At 68.6% G+C, this 22788-nt stretch carries 20 protein-coding genes and 1 tRNA gene; 10 read left to right on the top strand and 11 right to left on the bottom strand.

Annotation, left to right across the window (positions count from 1 at the left end):
* Positions 1-40 precede the first annotated feature (40 nt).
* A complete protein-coding gene (locus NXY84_RS18045; RefSeq protein ID WP_258727269.1) occupies positions 41-1099 on the top strand; it encodes a DUF262 domain-containing protein in 1059 nt (352 codons plus the stop codon).
* 1062 nt (positions 1100-2161) lie between these two features.
* Positions 2162-4042 carry a hypothetical protein gene (locus NXY84_RS18050; protein ID WP_258724408.1) on the top strand — a complete coding sequence of 627 codons (1881 nt, stop codon included), beginning with the start codon at positions 2162-2164 and terminating at the stop codon, positions 4040-4042.
* 446 nt (positions 4043-4488) lie between these two features.
* Here the strand turns inward: NXY84_RS18050 and NXY84_RS18055 are convergent, their stop codons facing one another.
* The 3 genes from NXY84_RS18055 to NXY84_RS18060 form a co-directional block, all read right to left on the bottom strand.
* Positions 4489-6477, bottom strand: a complete 1989-nt coding sequence (locus tag NXY84_RS18055; protein WP_258724409.1) for an ATP-binding protein — start codon at positions 6475-6477, stop codon at positions 4489-4491.
* Positions 6478-6696: 219 nt separating this feature from the next.
* Complete coding sequence (locus NXY84_RS21895) at positions 6697-7146, bottom strand: very short patch repair endonuclease (protein ID WP_396126285.1); 450 nt, start codon at positions 7144-7146, stop codon at positions 6697-6699.
* Between the two features lie 141 nt (positions 7147-7287).
* Entirely contained in the window at positions 7288-8352 is a 1065-nt protein-coding gene (locus NXY84_RS18060) for a DNA cytosine methyltransferase (protein WP_258724410.1), read from the bottom strand.
* Between the two features lie 164 nt (positions 8353-8516).
* Here NXY84_RS18060 and NXY84_RS18065 point away from each other — a divergent pair, with 164 nt between their 5' ends.
* Positions 8517-9509 carry an HNH endonuclease gene (locus NXY84_RS18065; protein ID WP_258724411.1) on the top strand — a complete coding sequence of 331 codons (993 nt, stop codon included), beginning with the start codon at positions 8517-8519 and terminating at the stop codon, positions 9507-9509.
* Between the two features lie 331 nt (positions 9510-9840).
* A complete protein-coding gene (locus NXY84_RS18070) occupies positions 9841-10407 on the top strand; it encodes an HD domain-containing protein (protein ID WP_258724412.1) in 567 nt (188 codons plus the stop codon).
* On the opposite strand, the gene NXY84_RS18075 is transcribed toward NXY84_RS18070, so the two are convergent.
* Complete coding sequence (locus NXY84_RS18075; RefSeq protein WP_258724413.1) at positions 10375-10845, bottom strand: NUDIX hydrolase; 471 nt, start codon at positions 10843-10845, stop codon at positions 10375-10377. The two genes, NXY84_RS18070 and NXY84_RS18075, sit on opposite strands and share 33 nt — an antisense overlap.
* A 9-nt stretch (positions 10846-10854) precedes the next feature.
* A complete protein-coding gene (locus tag NXY84_RS18080) occupies positions 10855-11610 on the bottom strand; it encodes an XRE family transcriptional regulator (RefSeq protein ID WP_258724414.1) in 756 nt (251 codons plus the stop codon).
* A gap of 139 nt (positions 11611-11749) precedes the next feature.
* Between NXY84_RS18080 and NXY84_RS18085 the strand changes: the two genes are divergently transcribed.
* Genes NXY84_RS18085 through NXY84_RS18110 form a run of 6 tightly spaced genes read left to right on the top strand, consistent with a single transcriptional unit; the run spans position 11750 to position 16749 of the window.
* Entirely contained in the window at positions 11750-12202 is a 453-nt protein-coding gene (locus tag NXY84_RS18085; protein WP_258724415.1) for a plasmid replication, integration and excision activator, read from the top strand.
* A 4-nt stretch (positions 12203-12206) separates the two neighbouring features.
* On the top strand, positions 12207-13631 hold the full coding sequence (locus tag NXY84_RS18090) for an FtsK/SpoIIIE domain-containing protein (protein ID WP_258724416.1): 1425 nt from the start codon (positions 12207-12209) through the stop codon (positions 13629-13631).
* Position 13632: 1 nt separating this feature from the next.
* A complete protein-coding gene (locus NXY84_RS18095; RefSeq protein ID WP_258724417.1) occupies positions 13633-13890 on the top strand; it encodes a WhiB family transcriptional regulator in 258 nt (85 codons plus the stop codon).
* Positions 13887-15446: a replication initiator gene (locus NXY84_RS18100; protein ID WP_258724418.1), complete on the top strand. Its 1560-nt coding sequence runs from the start codon at positions 13887-13889 to the stop codon at positions 15444-15446. The genes NXY84_RS18095 and NXY84_RS18100 overlap by 4 nt, the downstream gene beginning before the upstream one ends.
* Before the next feature lie 2 nt (positions 15447-15448).
* The gene (locus tag NXY84_RS18105) at positions 15449-15661 is read left to right on the top strand and encodes a helix-turn-helix transcriptional regulator (RefSeq protein WP_258724419.1); all 213 of its coding nucleotides are present in this window, start codon (positions 15449-15451) and stop codon (positions 15659-15661) included.
* Positions 15658-16749, top strand: a complete 1092-nt coding sequence (locus NXY84_RS18110; protein ID WP_258724421.1) for a tyrosine-type recombinase/integrase — start codon at positions 15658-15660, stop codon at positions 16747-16749. Before NXY84_RS18105 ends, NXY84_RS18110 begins: the two co-directional genes overlap by 4 nt.
* A 51-nt stretch (positions 16750-16800) precedes the next feature.
* On the opposite strand, the gene NXY84_RS18115 is transcribed toward NXY84_RS18110, so the two are convergent.
* From NXY84_RS18115 to NXY84_RS18140, 6 genes are all read right to left on the bottom strand, one after another.
* Positions 16801-16873, bottom strand: a tRNA-Thr gene (locus NXY84_RS18115).
* A gap of 151 nt (positions 16874-17024) precedes the next feature.
* Positions 17025-18641, bottom strand: a complete 1617-nt coding sequence (locus NXY84_RS18120) for an alpha/beta hydrolase (protein WP_258724422.1) — start codon at positions 18639-18641, stop codon at positions 17025-17027.
* A gap of 79 nt (positions 18642-18720) precedes the next feature.
* Positions 18721-19857: a DNA polymerase III subunit delta' gene (locus NXY84_RS18125; protein WP_258724423.1), complete on the bottom strand. Its 1137-nt coding sequence runs from the start codon at positions 19855-19857 to the stop codon at positions 18721-18723.
* Positions 19854-20714, bottom strand: coding sequence for a dTMP kinase (gene tmk / locus NXY84_RS18130; RefSeq protein ID WP_309485022.1), 861 nt, complete (start codon positions 20712-20714; stop codon positions 19854-19856). Before tmk ends, NXY84_RS18125 begins: the two co-directional genes overlap by 4 nt.
* 208 nt (positions 20715-20922) lie before the next feature.
* A complete protein-coding gene (locus NXY84_RS18135; RefSeq protein WP_258724424.1) occupies positions 20923-21639 on the bottom strand; it encodes a TerD family protein in 717 nt (238 codons plus the stop codon).
* A 105-nt stretch (positions 21640-21744) separates the two neighbouring features.
* On the bottom strand, positions 21745-22650 hold the full coding sequence (locus NXY84_RS18140) for a hypothetical protein (RefSeq protein WP_258724425.1): 906 nt from the start codon (positions 22648-22650) through the stop codon (positions 21745-21747).
* Positions 22651-22788 lie beyond the last annotated feature (138 nt).

Genomic DNA, 22788 nt, shown 5'->3' on the forward strand with positions numbered 1-22788 from the left:
GACCCCCCAGCCACGCGATACACGGCATGATGAGCATGTGGTGACATCAGACCTCGCTCAGTACCGAATCGCTGACTTTCTCGCGTGGCACCGAAGCGGCCAATTGGAGTTGAATCCCTATTTCCAACGTCGGTCCGTCTGGACACAACCCGCGCGCGTGTATCTTATCGACACCGTCCTTCGGAGGCTTTCTATGCCGAAGGTCTACCTGCGCACTTCTATCGACCTCCGTACGCAGCAGGCGGTCCGCGAAGTGGTGGACGGCCAGCAGCGACTCCGAACAATTCTGGATTTCGCGCACGACGAGTTTGCGCTGACCAGTCGGGCAGGCGACCTCTCAGGCCTCCGATACTCCACGATGAACGAAGAGTTGCAGGAGCAGTTCCTGTCCTACACACTTTCCGTTGAACAACTGTTGAACGCCTCCGACAGCGACGTTCTTGAGGTCTTCGCGAGGCTAAACAGCTACACGACAACCCTCAAGCCCGCGGAACGCAGACACGCCGAGTTCCAGGGCCCATTCAAGTGGGCGGTTCACGAAGCGGCCCGGCGCTGGACGCCACTTTGGGAGGACTATCGAATCGTGTCCGTACGAGACCGAGTACGGATGGGAGACGATTCGACTATAGCCGAGCTACTTGGTGTCCTGATCGATGGAGTCAGGGACGGTGGAGAGCCCTACCTCAACAGCCTCTACAAGAGGATGGACGCCGAGGATGAAGAGGCGGTCAACAGTCTGTTGGCACGGCTGGACGATCTGCTCAACGACTGTCTGGACAGACTCGGTGCCGCGATCCGCGATTCTCCTCTCGCGCGGCGCCCTCAATTCCTCATGCTTTTCGCAGCCTACGCCCACCAAGTATCCGGCATCCCGTCTGGCGACCTGAGCCGAGTGCCCGACCGCGGCACGATGCTGGAGCCGGAGAAGGCGATAGCGAATCTACGTGCGCTAGCTAGTAGTCTGGAAGAGGACGACCCAGATACCTTGCCAGCATTGCAGCGTCGGTTCCGAGCTGCATCCGTCGCCAGTACACAGCGGATAGCCAGCCGTGAAACGCGCTTCGAGGCGTTCACGAGAGCCCTGCTTGGCCGTCGTTGAGACGCAGGTCGCTCGCGGATCTCGCGCAGCGCGTTGCGCGTGAAGGTCAGAGTATGGCTACCTTGCTGCGAATTGAAGGAAGCCACGGGTCGATGTATCCATCTTGCTGTGCGCTGCATGAGGGAGCGATCGAGGCGGCCATCATCCGGCTCCACGACATGTGGGCGCGATACTGCCGCGAACTAATTATTGCATCGGCATCGGGCGCTCGAACGTCCCAGGGTTCAATCTTACCCGGCCTGGTCAGAGAACCTCGCGAAGTTCTGCCCCTGCTCCGCACAAAGTATGCGAAGGCGAAGCCGCCGTGGTACGAACCACGGTGGGCTGACGCCGCAGAATGCGTCCAGGCTGCGCGACTTCTAGGGATCCCGAACTTGAGCAACGTTGCTGCTGCACTCGGCTCGACCGGCTCACCCGCGGAGCCCCTCCGTTCAGTGCGCAACTTCGTCGCACATCGCTCGGCTGGAACTGCACAGAAAGCAGCAGCCCATTTTGGAGGCACTCCGTCCGAATTCAACGCTTTTGCGGTTGCTCTCCACCCGGTTTCGGGATCTGCTCGCCTTGAAGTATGGGCAAGAAGCTTTGCGTCGATCGCGTTCGCTGCCTCACGATAGACATCGGAGCGTTTGCGACCTGGACTGCTTTGCCGCCCGCTTCTCCCGACATGACCGAACAGGTTATCGCTATGGTCGTAGATTCGCGCCTGATCCGTGCCGCCGACGCGGCGCACCGAGGCTCAGAGGGAGACGGCAAATGCCAATACATGGCCAAGGTCAAGCGTAAGTGCGCGGCCGATCTCGTTGTGACCCAGAGCCCACGACGCGAACTGCAATCATATGGACGGTTAGCGATCACTTTCGGCGGTAGGCGCGGGCGTGACGGAGCGATGCGCCGCGGCGCGCCCTGTTCGCGCGACAACTTCCGCAGCGCCTAGCGTCCTCGCTGGGTAGACACGGGCGCTAGCGTTGGGGCCTCAGAGTCGACGCGGAGGGCTTGAGCCAGGTGAGTACCGATCCCAACGCCCCGGGCGGCACGAGCACGCGCGGACTCGCGACGCTGGCGATGCTGAAGACCAACTTCGACAACGGCCGAGATCACTTGGCGATGTTCGAGCCGTTCGTCGAGGACACCCTGATCGCCGAGGATTTGGACGGCAAGACGGCAGCTGACGTACAGGCTGCGGTAGCGGAACGCCATCGACTCATGTTGCCCCTGGCGACGGTGCGCACGCTGCTCTCACGAGCTGGCAAGCGAAGCCTGATTCGGCGCGAGGGTGGCAGGTATTTCACGACTCAGAATCCCTCGCGGGTTGGTACTAAAGATCTCCTTCAGCTGCGGATGCATGTGGAAGAGCGCCAGGCTCGATTGGCGGAAGCGTTTCGTCGGCACGCGAACGAACATCAAATTGATATCGAGTCGCGGGAAGCTAGCCTGAAGCTGCTAATAGGCTTCGTCGAGCGTCACCACGTTCGCCTGGCTCTTGCCGGCCCTGATGATGTGAAGATTGGAGTCGATGCCGGGGCAGCGGGAGACGCCTCATTTGATCGGCTAATTGCCACGTTCTTGACGGAAGCGGCGCTGAAAGGCTCGACGGAAGCGGAGGTCTTCGCCGAGATCCTGGAGGGCTATGTGCTTCAAAACACGCTGCTGCTCGCAGATATCTCGACGGCCGAGCGGCCCTTCCTGAACCTGCACGTGTTCTTCGACAGCAACCTCCTATTTGGCGCTCTCGGATTACAGGGCGAGGGGAACGCGCTGCTGAGCGGCGAGTTTATTTCCCTCTTGCGTGAGCGTGGCGCCCGCCCCGAGGTCTTCAAGACCACTGTTCGCGAGATGCGGGCCATCCTTGCACTATATGAGTCGAAGCTCGGAAGCCACGCCGGTCGCAAGAGCTTGTATCAGACGGACATCACGCGTCACTTGCTTACCACTGGGGCGACGCCCGCCGACATGCGGACCGCGAATTCGTTGCTGGAGCGATCCCTATCCGAGTTAGGCGTGACAGTAGTCGATACGCCTACACATGTGGCTGCGTACACTCTAGATGAAGCCGAGCTTGCGAATAGACTCGCCGCGCACCCGGGCGGTGATCGGCAGCCGCGCGTGCTTCATGACGTGGACTGCATTGCCGCGATCCTCACGCTCCGGGCGGGGATGGAACCCGAAAGCCTCGATCAAGCGAAGGCGGTGTTCGTCACTTCGAGCGCCCTGACCGTTAGAAACGCTACTTCCTGGTTTCGTGACGAAGACGGGGCTGGAATCCCTCCGATACTCCATTACTTCACAATGTCGAATTTCGCCTGGCTGAAGAAGCCGGCGGGGGCAGCGTCTCTGAAGATGCATGAGTTGATCGCGCTGTGCGGGGCAGCTCTTCGCCCAACGCGCAATGTGTGGGAGGCCTTCTTGAGCAATCTGAATAGACTGGAGGAATCTTCCGTTGTCTCTTCAGACGAAGTTGCAGCGATCATGGCGAACAGCTTGACCGATCGGCTACTCGCGGATGAGGACATCGGGAATGACCCAGATGCCAGCACTCTTACCGAGGTAGTCGAGCGAGTGAAAGAGTCGCTCATCGGCGAGGCGGCGGATCGAGTCGCTGACACAGATCGCAAAGTCGCGAAGCTTGAGGACGAGAGGACCCGGCAGGAAGCCGTTACGACTGCTAGAGCGAAACAAGTTGGTAATATCGTTGCGCACACGGCCGCGGCCGCGCTCATCGCGAGCTTCACACTCGGCACCTTCGCCGGTGTGCAAAGTATCGCTTTGGGTCGACCTAGCGCCTGGAGTATTCTTTTCGGCGCCGCACCCCTTGCAATTGGCGCTCTTCTGGGCGTCCTTTGGGGGTTCAATGTCCGAACTTGGCGGGAAAAGGTTGCGGCCCGCTGCGCCACGGCCGTTGCTCGATGGCTCAGCGCCGATGAACGAACCTTCAGCGGGAGTTGATCGTACGGCCCGTATCGTCTTGATTGCCGGCGTGAGCCCTCGACTCCTCGGCGCACAGTTGGTTGTCGCAGGAAGTCCAGAAGGTCCGGCCAGGATCTCGCGCAGGTCGACTCGGCGACGGTCCTTCAAAGGCGGTCCCGCGGGAGGACCGGCAAGCCGGACCGAGTCGCGTCCTACGGATCGGGGTTGCCGAGGACGGCGCGCCAGCGCCGCCCGCAGGCGGCACGCCGGCGCAGCCGGCGTCATCTTGATCAGATAGAGGCCAACTCGGCAGCCCGGGGGCGGCACAGGACGCCGAGTAGCACGGTCCTTGCACCGGAGAGGCAGACGCGAACAAGCGCCTCCCAGGCCCCGCCTGAGAGAGCACGTGACGGACTCGCGCGTGTCGGCGGCGCGCCGCAGCACAGGCGAAGGACGCGCCACATGCGGGAGCCATCTGGCGAGGCTTAGCCTTCCGGAGCCGGGCCGAGCTCAACAAGCAGATCCTGCACCGCTAGCACCTCGATCCGATGTTGGCTCTGCGATGAGCTGAGACGGTGGGTGCTTCCGTAGTACGTGCGCCCCGCCCAGTTGTTTGCGTCGAACTTCTCTAGGTCATAGTCGCCAATCGCGTCAGCAAGAGGCACGGCCCAGACAACCGCCAAGTCGCAGAATTCAAAGTACTTCTTGCTGGGGTCACCATCCGGCGCGGAGAAGTTGTCGACAAGGTCCTCCAAGCGAAGCTTAAACTCAAGCCACTTCCCCGTGCGCTTCAGCAAGCCCCCAGCCGCCTTTGTCTCCGACACTCCGAGGGTTCGCTCACCTTCTGCGGGATGAGCAAACGACGCGGTCTCGAAATCGAACAGGCCGTCGTAGCGCGTGGCGCTTCCAGGTATCGCCAGCACGTTGTAACCGTGCAGCCTTCCCGTCGCGAGGAGACCGCCAAAGATCGCAATCAACTCGCTCTCGAAATTGGGGGCTCTATCAAGCCCGAGGCGGACGCCGAGCGACTGGCGCGCGTTATGCTTCTTACGAAACTCGTCAACCTGGTGTTGCAGCTGCTCCTTGGCCTCCTCGTAGCTGCCAGAACTGTGCGGCGCCTCGTCGTTCGACTTGACGAGGCGAGAGACGTGCTTGAGGAAGAGACTTTGGAGCTGGAGTTCAAGCCAGTTGAGCAGCGCCCGATCGGCGGACGGAATCGTTTTACGCCCTAGATCCGGTGAGTACTTATCGTTGAAGCCCACAGCCACAAACATTCGCCGCTTGTATTCTGGCTTCATTGTGACGTATGGGTGGTCGTTGATTTCCCCGATTGGCATGCCGACACTGGTCACAAGCAGACCGCTGCGAACGTTGTTATACTGGTACCGCTTCGCCTCTTCGGAGATTCGACTGCGGAACAAATCCTCATACCAGGTGTTTTTGTATGCCCAGCTAGCGTATACCGAGGTGTCGTACGTGCGGAATGCGTTAAGAATCTCCTGATCCTCCGGCTGGTCACTATCCGCCAGCACTTGGAGCTGTGACGCCAGCACAATCTCGAGCGCGGCGTTGTCGTACTCGGCGTAAAGCAGCTCGTAGCGAGCACTCTGCGACGTGTTTCCTGCCGACAACGCCTGAAGCGAAACCTTCGTTGTTGCGTCGTGGTGCGGGAGTTGGAATCCCACTGGCACAATTTCTGTACCCGAACCCGGCACGCCGGCTAGATGCAGCTCGACTTTGAGGTGCTTCAACCATGCTGGCAACTTGTGAACAGGCAGGCCTATCGAAAGGTTGCCCACAGCCGTAAATGTTCGGAGAACGAGCGCCCATGTCGCGAGTTTGTTGTACTGGGCCGTCTTGAGGCGACCGAATCGGGTGTCCTCACCGACTCCTATGGTCACGGACGTTCCGCTGGACAGGTCGTTCAATTGCGCGGGCCCTTGCACTCGCTTGAAGGCCGGGAGGTCATCGACTGAAGAACCACGTACCCAGGACAGGCCGCCGTCGATCCGATATGCAATCTCGGACGATCCTGCGACCTTCGTGCGAATCTCGAAGTGAGGGTGGCCATACGCAAGAAACGTCGTTCCAACGCCTTTATGTCCGCGCGTGGGCGCAGGATCAAGCGACTTTGGGCTCATATGAGGGACGAGGGAGGTGAGGAGCGCAGAGTGCTCGATGCCAACTCCATTGTCCGTCACGGTGATTTCATCCGCGGCCGCATCGAGCGTGACGATGAGGCGAGGAAGCTCCGGGCCAAACGCTGTGCTGGCGGCCCAACGCTTTTCTAGCGCGTCCATAGAGTTCTGTACGCTTTCGACGAGTACGTCGAAGCGGCCGGTATAGCTGTCTAAGACGTTCTTGACCGTGTTTCGGGCGTGTGCCGCCACATGCTCTGCACTGGTGAGGTGCATGCTGAGCGGCTGCAGTGCCTCCGGAAGTGCGAAACCTGTTGCGGTTGTCGACTCAGTCACGCCACGACCCTATAGCGGTGCGCCCGCCAACTTGACCGCGCCGCGCCGCGCCGTCGCCGTGGCGCGATCGGGCTGCCTCGGCAGCCGACTTGCATCCGCGCCGCGAGGCACCTGGACACCACTGTTCGCCGCAGTGAGTGGGCCGGACTACTGACGCTCCCGGGATCGCTGACAGCCCTACGGGGACCGTCGGGCGGACGCATCTGGCGCTCAGCTGCGTCAGCCAGCGCCGTTGCCGTCGTCATGCGCTCTGCCGCTGCACGCCGCATGAACTCGCTGCACCGCCGCGCTTAGGTCACGAATCACCTCGTGCTCCCAGAGACGAACAACCGTCCAGCCAGCATGCTGGGCGAGCGCCGTCGAACGCTCGTCCCGCTGACGGTTTCGCTCCATCTTCGCGCTCCACAAGGACGCGTTGGGTCCGGACCACTGTTTGCGACGGCCGTGGTCAGGGCAGCTGTGCCAGAAGCAGCCGTCCACGAAGACGGCTACACGGTGCCTCGGGAGCGTCAAGTCGGGTGTGCACCCGCGAGCGACTTGCGGGTGTAGGCGGAATCTGTCCCCAGCCGCATGCAGCGCCCGTCGGAGTACGACCTCAGGCTTGGTAGACGTCTTCACACGGCCGGCCAGATGTGCGCCAGCTGCGGTACTCGTCCAGTTCTCGGTCACAGCCTTGACGGTAGACCAGCAAGCCGGCGCGAGCGCGAAGAGAGATGCTAAGAGGTACCAAGTGCGGCTCCGCAGCCCCTCCGACCCGAGTCCCGGAGCGCCGCCTCAACAACGGCTCGGAGTTCGTGTTGGCCGGTTCCATTACGCCGGAGCTAGCACGGCCGCGACCTGCGCGGCGAGCGGTGGCGGGACGCAATTGCCGAGCTGTGCCTGCACGCTGCTCCGTCCCCCTACAAGCTCGAACTCGTCGGGGAAACCGAAGAGACGCTTCACTTCTCCAACACGCAGGCGGCGATTCTCCCAATGGAACGGCCCAACGTAGGGCCCTGGCTGCGCCTGGATCGTCGGCGCGGGCCTATCGGGGTCCAGCTTCAGCAGGAACGACCAGAATCGGCTCCGCCAGGCGAACTGTGGGTCCGGGTGTCCGCGCTCCTGAGTGTAGTGAAGGTAGTTCTCGCCCGGCGGGATTTCCGGCAAGAGATGCCCGTACTGCCCCCCAACTGACTCGCCAGGTTCAGGATCGCAAACGAGTCCGCGCAGGGCCTCCCCCGTGGTGACGTGCCCTAGCTCGTGATGCCCAGTCTTTCGCCGCTCCCACGTGCCGCCGTGCGTCGGTTCAGGATGCTCGGGAACCGGCAGGCCTTTTTCGACCCCAATTACGAACAGACGGGGTCGAGCTTGAGGCACGCCGTAGTCGGCCGCGTTGAGTACCTTCCACCTGAAGTCGTAGCCCGCCTCACTGATCTCTCGCAACAGTCGCTGGAACGCCGGCTTGGAGGCGCGGTTGTTGTACGTGAGCGCGTAGACATTCTCTAGGAGGAAAGCCCGCGGCTTGGCCTCCGCCAGCACGCGCGTGTACGCCTGAAGCAAGCTCGCGTCGGGATCGAGTCCAGCACGCTTCCACTCGAGATGAAACCCGCTCTTGCTGAAGGGAGTGCACGGCGGCCCCCCGACCAGGAGGTCGGGACGCTCGGCGCCCGTGAGCCCCGCAGCTTCGAGGATCGCTGCCGTTGGCACATCCAGAATGTCTTCCTGAATGACCGGCGCGGCCAGGGTCTGGAAGTTCTTTTCCATGGTTGCGGCGGCGTCAGCGTTGCGTTCGACGGCCGCCCTGACTTCCCAGCCCGCCTGCTCGACACCGAGATCCAGACCTCCGGCTCCCGAGAAGAGGCTGATTGCGACGCCGTTCGTCCGCTGCTGATCCACGGAGTCAGTGTCGCAGCCGCCACCGACAGAGACCAAAGCGGCGCACCGCGGCCGACTCAGCGGCCGTTCGAGGGATCATCTGACGAGGGCTGCTCACGAGGTCAGTCCTGTGGCAAGCTCCGGTCCGTGCCCATGTGCCTGGCCGCGTCAAGACGGAGTGGCTCATGACTGCCCGGACCGAGCTCGTCCTCCGGATCGCCGAGCTGGTCGGTCCTTCGCTGGTGATCGACAGCCTTCGGAACGGATGGCCCGCCCTAGCGACGCTGGAGCTGGACGGGTCCCCCGTACCCATCGCGCTGTTCGCGAGCCGGGTCGGGTTGAGTCACCGCAACCGGGATGCCGTCGAACGGCGCTTCCAGAACCCAGCCGGGAAGACGGCGCTCGTCGAGGTTCCCGGGCGAGTGTCCGTCTTGGCCGGCCTGTGGGACGCCGATTCGCTGACGACCGTGCCCAGACCGCTCCTCGTCACCGCCGACGCGACTCGTCGAGCCGACGGCCGCACGACGCGATGGTCCGTGTTCATCCCGCTCTCGACGCTTGAGGAAGCGCTCGCAACGGGATGGTCGACCCACGTAAGTGACTCGGGCGAACTCATTCGGTGCGCGCATCCTGCGCTGCTGCCCGCCGTTGTCGCGGCCGAGGCCGCGCATGTCGACCCCTCCGCCGTGCTGGTTCGCGCCGCCGTTGGCGCCTCTGGACTGCTCGACGACGCGGACACCGCCACCGACGCCCCAGCCGCCGAACGGGCCAGAAGAGCGGCGACGTCCCTGGTCCGGGACGCCCGCTTCAGTCGCAGCGTTCTGGCTTCATACGACGGGTCCTGCGCCATGTGCGGCCTCGGCTTGCAGCTCGTTCAGGGCGCGCACATCTACCCGGCATCCGCTCCAGGCTCACAGGACGAGCCCTGGAACGGCCTCGCGTTGTGCGGAACTCATCATCTCGCGTTCGACCGGCATCTCGTCGCCGTCCGAGCGCCCAGCATGGAACTGGTCTTCCGTCCCGATGTGCTCGCCAAGGCTGACACGGACCCTGCTGTGCGGCGGCTCATCGAAGCCACCCTGCCGACGCTCCGCAGAGCGAACGGAGCGCCGCCCTCAGAAGCAATGTTCCAGAAGCGCTACGCGCACTTTGGAGAGCAGTACGACTGGCTCAGGTGACTCCGAGCGCAACGAGCGTCACGGTCGGACGGTTCTCGTCGGGGATCGATCTCCGCCACGCTCTGACGTTGGCGTGCAGCCCAGAGACGCTGCCGGCCGGTCGTTAGAAGGCGCGCGGCACCACTGCGCGCGGGCGGCCTCCAGGGCAGTCGAGATTGGTCGCACATGAGGGTTGTTCCTCGCAGCGGAGCAGGGTGGTGTCGGCTCGGGCGGGGTCAAAGGTGGCCGGAGGCCATCACGGAGTGACGCCCGTGGGCGCCCTTGACGCGGCCCGAGGTGGGGCCAGATCGTGAACGGGGAGAGGAGCAGCGCCGCTCGCTAGTGTGAGGCGATGGTTGGTCCCACTCTCGCCCGCGCTGTTGATATGGCGGAAGAGCGCGTCGCACACCTTGGCCTGCGGTGGACACATGTGCGGGCGGTCGGCGCGCGCTGCGCGAGGCTGTGCCGGGATCACAACATGCCCGAAGCACTAGCTGTTGCGGCTTGGCTTCACGACATCGGCTACGACCCGGCTCTGGCTGAGACCGGCTTTCATGCTCTCGACGGCGCACGCTTCCTTCGCGATCTCGGCGCAGACGAGTTAGTCGTATCGCTAGTGGGATACCACTCGGGCGCTGTGTTCGAAGCTGAAGAGCGACGGCTGTCCGCCGAACTCGCGACGGTGCCGCCACCGCCCGAGGCGCTTCTCGACGTGCTGACCTGGATAGACATGACGACGAGCCCTGGCGGCCACATCGTTCCGGTCGACGATCGTCTGTCCGAGATCGCTCAACGTTACGAGATGTCGGATCCCGTGTCGCGCGCCATCGTCAGATCCGCGAAGTCGCTGCGAGAGGCATCGGCGCGTGGCGCAGCTCAGTTTGGACTAGCCGATGTAGGGAGTGTCCCGCTTCTCTAGCGCGTGTTGAATGCGAAGGCGCATCGACGGGTGCAGCTCGAGGCGATTGATCGCGTCCTCGGTGACCCACTCAACGGCCTTGCTCTCGCTGCTGGTGGCCGGCTTTCCCCCGACGAGACTCGCTCGGAAGGCGATGGAGAACTGCTGACGGACCTCGCCGTCGTCGTACGCCATGACGTGGCGGGGGTTCGTGTAGAGGCCGGTGACGCGCCCAACGGCGACGTCGTAGCCGGTCTCCTCCTTGACCTCGCGAACGACTGTGTCGGCGATGGACTCGCCGATCTCGTGTCCGCCGCCCGGGAGTGCCCAGAGGTCGTTGTCTGTCTTGTGGATGAGGAGGACCCTGCCCTCGTCGTCGGTCACGATCGCCACGACGGAGGGCACGACGCTGTTGGCCTTCGGGGCGTTCGGGTCGTCGATATAGTCGATGCGAGCCACACAACGAGCCTAGGCTGCGGCGTCCTTCTGCACGAGGGTGGCCGAGTCCCACACTCGCTCGAACGCGCCCATGAAGTGGGGGAAGAGCCGCCCACCGGTGACCCGGTGCAGGTGCAGCACAGGGGAGTGGTTCGCGGGTGCACCGTAGGCGTGGGTGTTCGCGAACAGGTCCTCGTCGAAGCGGAAGATCGAGGAGTAGAGGGTCGTGTCGTGCATGCGCGCCTCTATCCCCTGCATGTCGATGCACGGCCTGAGGTACTTCCAGGTCAGCGAGCACCGGGCGGCTAGCGAGTCGCCGATGTCCTCTTCCTCGCCACGGATGCGGACAGCGCGACCGTCGGGGTCACCGAAGAGGAGTCGGACCCGAACGCCCTGACGCGCCTTCCTCCGCAAGACGTCGTCGAAGTCCGCGATGGTGTCGTGGAAGAAGCTGGCCGCGAAGGCCAGAAGGTCGATCGACTCGGTGGCCCCCTCGAGCAAGGACTGCCAGGTGCCTGCGGGGACGGAGCCGCGGTTGGGGTGCATGGCGACGAACTCCGCCTGACTGGCTGACTGCGCGCGAGCCTCCGAGACAGCGGCCGGCCAAAGGAATGCCTCATCTCGGCCGAGCGCAGCGCACAGCGCTTGGCGGTTCGTTCGGTGCGGGACACGGTCAGTCGAGACCCAGCGCTCGACCGTCTTGGGATCGACTTCGATCCGCTCACTTAGCGCTGCCAGCGTCATCCCCGACCCGGAGATCGCTGAACGCAGCCTCTCGTTCGCCATACCGCCAGCGTCGCAGATTGGGACGTTTTGTCAATACAGAGACGTCCTCAAACGTCCCTCAGGGCGGTGATGCCGTCCCTATCGGCGGAGGTCTCCTGGAGACGAGCCACTTCCGGCTCGCCACGAGAAGGGGATCACCATGGCACTCGCGCGGCGGTTCAAGGTCCCGCACCACGACGTCTTCCCGTTCGGGGCGTACCTCGTCTCCGAGGTGACGCCCGTGTACGACTTCGAGAAGTCGACGCGGGAGGTGAAGGTGCAGGACCACGACAAGGAGACCGGTCTGCCGCTGTGGCAGGTTGACGTCCTTGACGCCGACCCGGAGGCGGCCCGGAAGTCCAAGACGGTCACGATCAAGATCGCGGCGAAGGTGCAGCCAGTGCCCCCGCCGAACGACAGCTCGTCGCCGTTCACGGCCGTGGTGTTCGAAGGGCTGACGGCGACGCCGTGGGTGGACTCCACGCGGTGCACGGGGCCGGAGCCGGGCAAGTCGCACCGGTGTCGGGCGCAGTCGGCGTGGTCGTTCCGCGCCGAGGGCATCGCTCCGAGCAAGCGAGCCGGCAGCACCGCCTCGGCGAGCACCGCGGCGTGACGCCATGAGCTTCGTGCTGCTCGTCCTCCTGGTGATCGGTCCCGCGGTGGCGGCGCTGCTGTGCCGGTGGCTGTGGCGCCGCGGTGTGCGCGTGCTCGGCTGGATAGTGCGCCGTCCGACGCTGCTCGTCGCCCTGGCGGCGGTGCTGTGGCTCACGTGGCAGACCGCCGACCGCGGGCCGGTGTTCGCCGTCGCCATCGCACTCGGAGTGATCGGGGTGCTGGTCGCGCTCCGGGTGCTGTTCCCGTCGTGGTTCGCCGCTGGTGTCCAGTCGCGGACGGCTGGGTGGTGGCGCGAGGTGCGGGTGTATCGGGGTGCGTGGCAGTCGGCGATGGTCACGACGGGGCTGGCGCTCCGCGAGGGTCGCGAGCTCCACCTGCCGCGCCTGATCGAGGTGCGCACCCATGGTGGGATCGACCTCGTGCGGGTGCGGATGCTCCCGGGCCAGGTCCTGGAGGACTGGGCGCAGTGCGCACCGCGGCTGGCCCAGACCTTCGGGACCCAGGAGTGCCGGGTGCGGACCGTCGCGCGGCGCAAGCACGACCTCGACCTGTGGTTCCTCGTCACCGATCCTCTGGCCGTCGACGTGCCGCCGTTCGATGTCGACACGACGGACGCGAGGGCGCTGCCGGTCGGTGTGCGAGAGGACGGGCGACGCTACGACCTGAGCCTCCTCGGGACCCACGTGCTGGTCGTCGGCGCGACCGGGGCAGGCAAGGGATCGGTCCTGTGGTCGATCGTCGCAGCGCTCGGGCCGGCGCTGCGTGACCGCACAGCCCAGGTATGGGCCCTCGACCCGAAGGGCGGCATGGAGCTCGGCGGCGGCCGGCTGCTGTTCGAGCGCTTCGTCTACGGCGATCCCGAGGACGAGGCAGTGTACGAGCTGGACTTCGCGCGGACTCTCGAGGACGCGGTGGAGATGATGCGCCGGCGCCAGTCGCAGCTGCGCGGCGTCGCCCGGCTGCACACGCCCTCCCCCGACGAGCCGCTGATCGTCATCCTCGTCGACGAGCTCGCGAGCCTGACGGCCTACGTCACCGACCGCGACGCCAAGCGCCGCATCGGCTCCGCGCTCGCGCTGCTGCTATCCCAGGGCAGGGCCGTCGGAATCAGCGTCGTTGCGGCCGTGCAGGACCCACGCAAGGAGGTCGTGATCGTGCGCGACCTCTTCCCGACACGCATTGCACTGCGCCTCTCGGAGGCCGAGCAGGTCTCGCTGGTTCTCGGCGCGGGAGCCCGGGATCGCGGTGCCCGGTGCGACGAGGTCCCCGAATCCCTGCCGGGCATCGCGTACGTGGGGATCGATGGCGTCGCTGAGCCGGTCCGCGTCCGGTTCTCGCACATCACCGACGCCGACATCACCGGACTGGTGACTCGCTTCCGGACGGTCGCCGCGGCGTCGCCCGTCGTCGAGGAAGGCGCGGCGTGACATGCCTGCGGACCGCCCCGACACGCTGTGGATGATCGACGCAGCGTGCGGCCGGCGCCTGGACCTGCCCTGGCTGGCGGACTCCACGAAGGTTGCCCCGGACGACGTGCTCACGATGCGTGAGGTCTGCCGGCACTGCCCCGTCTTCGGCCACTGCCGGGACTTCGCGCACCGCGTGGGTGCCTCGGGCGGCTTCTGGGCCGGGACCTCCTACGACGCGCGCACGCGCGCCTTTCCCGGGTTGGGGGACGTGGCATGAGAAGCATCGTGATCGACGACGACGTGATCCGCGAGCTCGCGATCGAGCAGGCCGTGTGTGTGCGCCCGGTGATGCGCCGGGTCACCGACCGGGCGACAGGTGAGGTGACGACCGTGCCGATCCGGTGCGGGGTCACCCGGGACTCCGTGTGCCCGAGCTGCGCCGCAAAGGCACGCCGGCTGCGGATGACGCAGTGCGCCGAGGGCTGGCACACCGACGCCGAACCGGCCGTACCGGAGCACGAGCGCGCCGACGAGCAATCCGTCGGAACGCTCGACGACGAGAGCGCCGAGACCGAGGCGGACGAGCCGCGCCAGACACGGTCGACCCGGCGCCGCGCCGACGCCCCGGACCTGCCGACGAGGCCGACCGACCCGCGCACGATCGGACGGGTGTTCACCACGCCGGACGGCAAGACCTACCGGCCGTCAATGTTCGTGACGCTAACCCTGCCGTCCTACGGCAAGGTCCGCCCGCACCTGGGCGTCCCCGTGGACCCTGCCCGGTACGACTACCGCCGCGCTGCGCTCGACGCCCTGCACTTCCCGAAGCTGCTCGACCGGTGGGTGCAGAACCTGCGCCGGTGCGCCGGCTACCAGTGCCAGTACTTCGGTGCCGTCGAGGCTCAGCGACGCCTCGCCCCGCACTTCCACGCCGCCATCCGCGGCGCGATCCCCCGGGCGACAGTCCGGGAGGTGACCCGTGCGACGTACCTGCAGCTGTGGTGGCCACCCATGGGCGACCCGGTCTACGTCCGCCGCGTACCGATCTGGGCCGACGAGCAGTACCGCGACCCCAACACCGGAGCGGCGCTGCCCACGTGGGACGAGGCGATCGCTGCCCTCGACGACGACCCGGACGCACGGCCTGCGCACGTGATGCGCCTCGGGCAGCAGGTCGACGTCAAGGGCATCCTCGGCGGCACCCCGGACGCCGACCGCACCGTGCGCTACCTGACCAAGTACCTGACGAAGGCGGTCGCCGAGACCTACGCCGACGACCAGGGGGACGACTCGGCGTACGAGGCGCACATCGATCGCCTGCACGAGCACGTGCGCTGGCTGCCGTGCTCGAAGGAGTGCGCGAACTGGCTCCGCTTCGGCGTGCAGCCTCACGACGCCGGCCCCGGCCTCGTCCCGGGGCAATGCGCGTCCAAAGCGCACGACCGCGACCACCTCGGCGTCGGCGGGCGACGGGTCCTGGTGTCCAGGCGCTGGTCCGGCAAGACCCTCACGGAGCACAAGGCGGACCGTGCCGCGGTGGTGCGCGCCGCGCTGGAGGCCGCCGGCATCGAGCCGCCCGCGGCGAACCGGATGGCCGCCGAGACGCTGCACCAGGATGGCCGCCCGCGGTTCGTCTGGGACGACGTTCCGCTGTCCCAGTACGACTACGGCCGCGTCGTCATGGCCACCGTCATCGAGGCGCGCCGATGGCGAGCGCAGTACGACCGCGCCAAGGAACTCCTGGCGGGCACCGATCCGCCTGTGGACAACGATTCGGCAACCGCGAGCGTGCGGGCCCGCAGCATGCGACCCGCGCTGACTGAAGGGATCTGACGATGAGCGCACGAACGAAGTCCGCCGCGGTCCGGACGGAGCTGCCGGTGATGCTGACGAGCTACGAGGTGGCCCGGGTGCTGCAGGTGTCGCCGTCGACGCTGTGCCGCTGGCGGCAGACCGGCCAGGGGCCGCGGGTCACGTGGCTGACGCCGAACTGCCCGCGGTACGCCAAGGACGACGTCGACGCGTGGCTGGCGAGGATGGCGGCATGAGCGTCGTGAAGCTCCCGAACGGCCGGTGGCGAGCCAAACTCAAGAGCGGCCGGGTCGACGTCGCGAGCAAGGCCTTCGACACCCGGCGCGAGGCCCTGGCCTGGCTCGCGCGAGAGCGGGCTGCACTGGCCGGTGGGGTGGACCCGCGAGCTGGTCGAGAGCGTGTGCGGGCCCTTGTGATCCGGTGGTTGCAGATCCGTCGGACGACAGTGGCCGGCAAGACCTACCGCTCGGATCAGGACCTCCTGCGGCTGATGCCGACGAGCATGCTGGCGCTGCAGGTGGGATCGGTGTCGGGGCGCGAGGTCGCCCGCTCTTACGAGGCTCTGCTGGCCCGCGGACTGGCCGAAGGCACGGTGCGCCGGTACCGGGCGAGCCTGTCGTCGTTCTTCGCGTGGTGCGTGCGCGAGAAGATGATCGCGGCCAACCCTGTGACCGAGGTCCGGGTCCCCCGCCAGTCGCACGTCGTCGAGGAGATGGACCCGTTCACGGAGTCGATGCTCGAGGACGCGCACGCGGCATGGGCGGGGGCATCCCCGCAGGTCGCGGACATCCTCCTCGTGCTGGCCTGGACCGGGCTGCGGTGGGGCGAGGCGCGAGCGATGCGCGTCGAGGACGTCATGCAGGTGCCGACACCCGGTCTGATGGTGCGTCGGTCGCAGCCGGAGGGCCAGGCGGTCAAGGCAACGAAGGGTCGCGCCTCACGCCGGGTACCGCTCGCGAACCGCGTTCTGCCGATCGTGCTGCGGCTGGCAGCGGACAAGGCGTCGAGCGACCTGCTGTTCACCACGGCGAACGGAGGGCAGCTGCATCGCACAGCAGCGGTGCGGTCGGTGCGGTGGGCCGAGACGAGCCGAGGGCGCCGCGTGCACGACCTCCGCCACACTGCCGCGTGCCTGTGGCTCGCCCGCGGTGTCGACCCCGGAACCGTGCAGGCGTGGATGGGTCACGAGTCGATCGCGACCACGAACCGCTACCTGCACTTCCTCGGGACCGGGGCCGATCTGGTGGGTCTGGACAGGCTGAATACCGACCTGGGGGGCACCAGGGGGGCACGACGGGACACGTCAGGGGGGTGGGAACGATGAAACCCCGCCGGACCGTCAGCGTTTCCGCTGGTCCGACGGGGTTCCGTCCGGAGCCGCCTAACAGAATCGAACTGTTGACCTTCTCATTACGAGTGAGACGCTCTACCGACTGAGCTAAGGCGGCACTGCTGGTTGCTGCTGTGGTGCACGCGTCGCGCGGACGAGCCGAGCGGGCTGCGCCACTCTACCTGGCGTCCGGCCCAGGTTTCAAAACCAGCTCCCGCCGACCCCGTCGTCGCAGGCCAGCGCCGCACCGAGCCCAGGGCCGCGCACCGTCAGCAGCGCGTCCCGTCCTCGGGCACGGTGCCCTCGAGCAGGTACGCGTCGACCGCCCCGGAGATGCACTCGTTGGACCGCCCGTACGCGGTGTGCCCCTCGCCCTCGAACGTCAGGAGCACCGCGGAGGACAGCACGTCGGACAGCGACTCGGCCCAGACGTACGGCGTCGCGGGGTCGTTCGTCGTGCCGATCACGACGATCGGCGCGGCGCCCTCGGCCGTGTACGAGTCGAGCCCGCCGGCCTCGGGGACCGGCCAGCGCGCGCACACGACGCCGCCGTACCCGAAGAACCGCCCGATCGTCGGCGCGACGTCGACCATCCGCTCGGCCGACGCCCGCATCTCGTCGGGGTCGGTCGTCGCCCGGTCGTCCGCGCAGCCGATCGCCCAGAACGCCTCGGTCGTGTTGCTCCCGTACGTGCCGTCGGGGTCGCGGTCGTAGTACAGGTCCGCGAACTGCAGGAGCCGTGAGCCGTCGCGCTGCTGGATGGCGCCGGTGAGGCCCTCGGTCAGGTAGGGCCACAGCGTGTTGGCGTAGAGCGTCTGCGCGATGCCCGCGAACGCGAGGCTGGCCGTGAGCGGCCGCTCGGGGTCGGTCGTCTCGAGCGGGTTGCGGCGCGCGTCCTCGAGCAGGTCGGCGACGGCGGCCAGCCCTTCGTCGACCGTGCCCTCGAGCGGGCAGTCGCGGCCGGCCTGGCAGTCGGTCACGTACGCGCGCAGGGCCGACTCGAAGCCGGCCGCCTGGCCCGCGGCGATCGCGTCGGAGTCGAGGGTCGGGTCGAGCGCACCGTCGAGCACGAGCCGGCCGACGCGCTCCGGGAACAGCGAGGCGTACGTCGCACCGAGCGCCGTGCCGTAGGAGAAGCCGAGGTAGTGGAGCTGCTGGTCGCCGAGCACCGCGCGCAGGACGTCGAGGTCGCGCGCCGCGCTCACGGTGTCGATGTGCTCGAGCACCTCGCCGGTGCGCTCGAGGCAGCCGGCGGCGAACTCGCCGTAGCGCGCCTCGACCTCCTCGAGTCCCTCGGCCGTCGAGTAGTCGGCGTCGAACGCGACGAGCTCGTCCATCTCGGGGCCGTCGACGCACTCGACCGGGTGCGACGTGCCGACGCCGCGCGGGTCGAAGCCGACGAGGTCGTAGCGCTCCTTGACCCCCGTCCCCATGCGCTGGAGCACGACGGTCTCGAGCGCCTCGGTGCCCGACGCCCCCGGGCCGCCCGGGTTGGTCAGCAGCGAGCCAATCCGGTCGTCCCCGGTCGTGCGCGACCGGTTCACGGCGAGCTCGATCGAACCGCCGCCGGGCTCCTCCCAGTCGATGGGCACCACGACGGTCGTGCACTCGAGGTCGCCGCACGCGGTCCACTCGGGCTGCTGCTCGTAGAACTCGGCGAGCTCGGGGGCGACGCCCTCGCCGGACGACGCCGGGGCGCTCGGGTCGACGGTGACCTGGTTCTTGGGGCTCGAGCAGCCGGCGACCACGAGCGCGCCCACGACCAGCAGCCCGGCGGCGCGCAGCAGCGGGCGGCCGGAGCGCGAGGCGTGGCGCAGCGGGGCGGGCGTCACCGCGGCCAGGGGCTGCTCGGCGGCACGGCGGACGTCACGTGGGGCGAGGGGCACCGCCCCAGCCTAAGCGGGATGCGGCGGCGGTCTCGTCGCCCGTTCGGCGCAGCACGCTCCCCGCGGGGTCTCCGAGGGCTCAGCCCTGCGGACGCAACGCGATCGCCATCGCCTCGACCGCGAGCAGCGGCGCGACGTTCCCGGCGAGCCGCGTCCGGGCCACCCCGACGGCGTCCATCCGGCGCAGCGTCTGCTCGGGCGAGCTGCTCTCGGCGAGCGTCCGCACGGTCTCCTCGTGCTCGACGTTGACGAGCTCGACGCCCGCGCCCAGCTGGATCACGAGCACGTCGCGGTAGAGCGACAGCAGGTCGACCATCGCGCGGTCGAGCACGTCGCGCTGCGCCCGCGTCGCGCGGCGCTTCTGGTCCTCGTCGAGCTGACGGACCTGGGCCCGCAGCGCCGGGGGGATCGTCGCCGCCCCCTCCGCGCCGAGCGAGCGCAGCAGCGCCGAGCGTTCGCTCGCGTCGCGCTCCTCGGTCGCGGCCTTCGCGTCCGCCTGCGCGGTCTCGACGAGCTCGCCGGCGGCCAGCACGGCGTCCCCGACCCCACGCACGCGCGGCGCGAGCGAGAGCACCTTGGCCCGGCGGGCCCGCGCCTCGGGGTCGCGTGCGAGCCGGCGGGCGATGCCGATGTGGCTCTGCGCCGCCCGGGCGGCGACGGCCGCGACGTGCGGGTCAACGCCGTCGCGGCGGACCAGCAGCTCGGCGACCGCGTCGACCGGCGGGACGCGCAGCGGGACCGAGCGGCTGCGCGAGCGCAGCGTCACGAGCACGTCTTGCGGGCTCGGCGCGCACAGCAGCCACACCGTGCGCGGCGGCGGCTCCTCGATGGCCTTGAGCAGCACGTTGCCGCTCGTCTCGTTGAGCCGGTCCGCGTCCTCGACGACGATGACCCGCCAGCGCCCCTCCGACGGCGACCGCTGCGCGAGCTCGACGAGCGGCCGCGCGGTGTCGACGCGGATGAAGACGCCCTCGGTCGCGACGAGCGTCACGTCCGGGTGCGTGCCGTGCAGGACCGTCGTGCACGCGTGGCAGTGCCCGCAGCCGCCCTCGAGGCACTGCAGCGCCGCCGCGAACGCCCGCGCCGCGTTGGACCGGCCCGAGCCGGGCGGCCCGGTGAGGAGCCACGCGTGGGTCATGCGGCTCGGGTCGAGTGCCGCGCCACGCAGCTCGGCGACGGCGGGCTCCTGCCCGACGACGTCGTCCCAGACGCTCATGCGGCACCGGCCCCGGAGGTGGCACCCGGGACGATGTCGTCCCCGGCGGCAGCGCCCGCCGTTCCCGGCCCCGGCCCCGGCCCCGGCCCCGGCTCAGCAGGTCTGCCGCCCGCCGCACGCACCGGCGTCCGGCCGCCGGGAGCGAGGTCGTCCCCGAACCCGCCCGCTTCGGCGACGCGCGCCAGCACGCGGGCCGCGAGCTCGTCGACCGGCAGGGTCGCGTCGAGCACGAGCCAGCGTCCGGGGTCCCGCTCGGCGCGCGCCAGGAACGCCGCGCGCGTGCGGCGGTGGAAGTCGTCGCCGGCCCGCTCGAGCCGGTCGGGGGTGCCGGTGAGCCGGGTGCGGCCGACGTCCGGGTCGAGGTCGAGCAGCACCGTCACGGCCGGGAGCAGCCCGCCGGTCGCCCACAGCGAGATGCGCTCGACCTCGTCGGCGCCGAGGTCCCGCCCCGAGCCCTGGTAGGCGACCGACGAGTCGAGGTAGCGGTCGGTGAGGACGACGGCGCCGCGCTCGAGCGCCGGGCGGACGAGCGACGCGACGTGGTGCGCGCGGTCGGCGGCGTAGAGCAGCACCTCGGCGCGCGGGTCGACGTGGTCGCCGTGCAGCAGCGCCTGGCGCAGCTCGACGCCCAGCGGGGTCCCGCCCGGCTCACGCGTCAGCACGACCTCGCGGCCGAGCTCCCGGAGCCGGTCCGCGAGCGCGCGCGCCTGCGTCGACTTGCCCGCGCCGTCGCCCCCCTCGAACGAGACGAAGAGCCCGGGGGCGCGGACCGGCGTCGTCGCATCGTCGCCCCGCGGACCGTCGGCCGGGGTGGGCTGAGCGGCTCGGCTCTCGGGCTGGGCGTCGCTCGCGGTCACGGCGCCAGGGTAGCCCGCGGGACCCACGGCCCGACGCCGCGGCGGAGCCACCGCCGCGCACCGTCGAGCGTGCACCGCCGTCGTGCGCGACCCGTGTCGAGCCGCGTCCGGGGATGTGCCGGTGATCCACCCCGTCAGGGGCAGACCGACGGCCGGCCGCCGCGAGCGCGTGCTCCCGGCGACCGGCCGTCGTCGACCGGTGTGCCGGCTACTTGCGCCCGGCCGTCCAGTTCATGCCCCAGCCGTACTGCCGGTCGAGCTCGGCCTGGCTGCCCTGGATGTAGCGGACCTCGCGGTTCACGGACAGTTCGCCGCCCGTGTTCTCGATCATCGCGATCGCGCACATCGGCGAGCGCGGGTCGTGCTCGTCGAGCCGGACCTCGATCTCGGGGCCCGAGGCCGGGAACAGCGTGACGACGCCGTCCGCGGCGGCCCAGTTCGGCACGCCCTGGTAGATGAACGCGAACACGAGGATCCGGCGGATCTCGCTCACGTGCGCGAGGTTGACGAACAGGTTCTCGCCGCCGGAGTTCGTACCGCTGCGGTCGTCGCCGTCGAGCCACGTGATCGCGTCGCCGCGGCGCGTGTCGCGGAACGCGTTGCCGAGCGCCTGCACGACGCCCTTGGACCCGTCGGTGTACTCGTACAGGGCCGCGAGGTCGAGGTCGATCGACCCGCCGCCGCCACCGCCCGTGAGCCGCTTGAGGAACCCGCCGCCGCCCTGCGGGGCACCGGCGGGGCGCGCGTTCCAGTTGAGGTTGACGCGCAGGATCCCGCTCGCACCGCCGCGCTTGGTCAGCGACACCGACGGCGCCGCCTTGGTGAGCGTGACCTTGCTCAGCGAGACGGGCGCGGAGCCGCCCGGCGTGCCGCTCTCGGGTGCGGGCTCGGGCGCCCCCGGACGCTTGGTGTAGTCGATTCCCATGCTGACCTCCTCGGTGTGCCGGCGGACCGGCGGCTGGTCGTGCTGCTCAGGCTCTGCTGGTTCGGGCTCTGCTGCTGCGCGCACCTCGCGGGTGCCGCGGCCCGCTCACACGAGCGGGGTCCGGGCGTCGACCCAGGTGATCTCGTCGAAGCCGTGCGCGGTGCACGCGTCGCGCAGCGTGCCCTCGACGAGCTCGTCCTCGGCGCGGAGCACGAGCTCCCCGCCGACCCGCAGCACCGACAGCGCGACGAGCACGCCCGCCGAACGCCCGTGCCGCAGCGGTGCCTCGACGCGCAGGCCGCCGAAGCCGTGCACGACGAGCGTGCCACCCCAGTCCAGCTCCGCGCCGGACTCGGAGTAGGCGAGCACGACGAGCCGCTCGACCGCGCGGACCTGCCGCAGGTCCACGACGAGCTGCTCGAAGCGCTCGCGCGACGACACGACCACCGGGCGGCGGGGCTGCAGCCCCGCCAGGGGGACCCCGCGGCTGTGCGCGACGAGCGAGGGCCGCGCGCCGGCGAGCCGGTACGCGCACGCGAGGCGCAGGTCGCCGACCGCGTCGGAGCACGCCGCCTCGACGGTCAGCCCGCCGACGCCCGACTGCAGCGCCGTGAGCGCGACGACCGGCTCCGTGCGGCTGAGCACGACGGGCGTGCCCGCGTGGACCCGCGGGGGCGTGAACGCGAGCACGGCGTCGCCCGCGGCGGCGGACGGGGGCTCCGGCCGCGCGCGACGTGCGGGAACGGCGGCGGCGGGCGACGCGGTGAGGTCGAGCGACGTCGTCGGGCTCGCCCCGTGCAACGCGGACGGGCCCGCCGACGCGGGCCGTGCCGGCGGTGCCGACGGCGCGGGCGGTGCCGGAACGGGTGCTCGCGGGCCGGTCCCGGCGGGGGCGGCGGTGCGCGCCGGGGCGGAACCGAGGTCCAGCGACGTCGAGCCCGCGCCCGACGAGCCCGCGGCGGGAGACCCCGAGCCGGTCGCCGGCGCGCCCAGGTCCAGCGAGGACGTCACCGCAGCCGCCGGCGCCCGGGTCGCCGTCGCGGGAGGGGCGCCGGACGGCACCGTGGTGGAGGCGGGCACCGGAGTGGACGCGGGCGCCGGGGTGGACGCGGGCGCCGGGGTGGTCGGCGGCACCGGCGCAGGCGGCGG

Origin of the sequence: Cellulomonas sp. NS3, from assembly GCF_024757985.1 — a bacterium.
Taxonomy (GTDB): domain Bacteria; phylum Actinomycetota; class Actinomycetes; order Actinomycetales; family Cellulomonadaceae; genus Cellulomonas_A.

Coding starts and splice junctions, on each gene's coding strand:
- NXY84_RS18095 (WP_258724417.1), top strand. CDS start 13,633: ATGCCTGCGGACCGCCCCGACACGCTGTGGATGATCGACGCAGCGTGC.
- NXY84_RS18125 (WP_258724423.1), bottom strand. CDS start 19,857: ATGAGCGTCTGGGACGACGTCGTCGGGCAGGAGCCCGCCGTCGCCGAG.
- NXY84_RS18100 (WP_258724418.1), top strand. CDS start 13,887: ATGAGAAGCATCGTGATCGACGACGACGTGATCCGCGAGCTCGCGATC.
- NXY84_RS18085 (WP_258724415.1), top strand. CDS start 11,750: ATGGCACTCGCGCGGCGGTTCAAGGTCCCGCACCACGACGTCTTCCCG.
- NXY84_RS18050 (WP_258724408.1), top strand. CDS start 2,162: ATGCTGAAGACCAACTTCGACAACGGCCGAGATCACTTGGCGATGTTC.
- NXY84_RS18070 (WP_258724412.1), top strand. CDS start 9,841: ATGGTTGGTCCCACTCTCGCCCGCGCTGTTGATATGGCGGAAGAGCGC.
- NXY84_RS18090 (WP_258724416.1), top strand. CDS start 12,207: ATGAGCTTCGTGCTGCTCGTCCTCCTGGTGATCGGTCCCGCGGTGGCG.
- NXY84_RS18065 (WP_258724411.1), top strand. CDS start 8,517: ATGACTGCCCGGACCGAGCTCGTCCTCCGGATCGCCGAGCTGGTCGGT.
- NXY84_RS18135 (WP_258724424.1), bottom strand. CDS start 21,639: ATGGGAATCGACTACACCAAGCGTCCGGGGGCGCCCGAGCCCGCACCC.
- NXY84_RS18080 (WP_258724414.1), bottom strand. CDS start 11,610: ATGGCGAACGAGAGGCTGCGTTCAGCGATCTCCGGGTCGGGGATGACG.
- NXY84_RS18105 (WP_258724419.1), top strand. CDS start 15,449: ATGAGCGCACGAACGAAGTCCGCCGCGGTCCGGACGGAGCTGCCGGTG.
- NXY84_RS18110 (WP_258724421.1), top strand. CDS start 15,658: ATGAGCGTCGTGAAGCTCCCGAACGGCCGGTGGCGAGCCAAACTCAAG.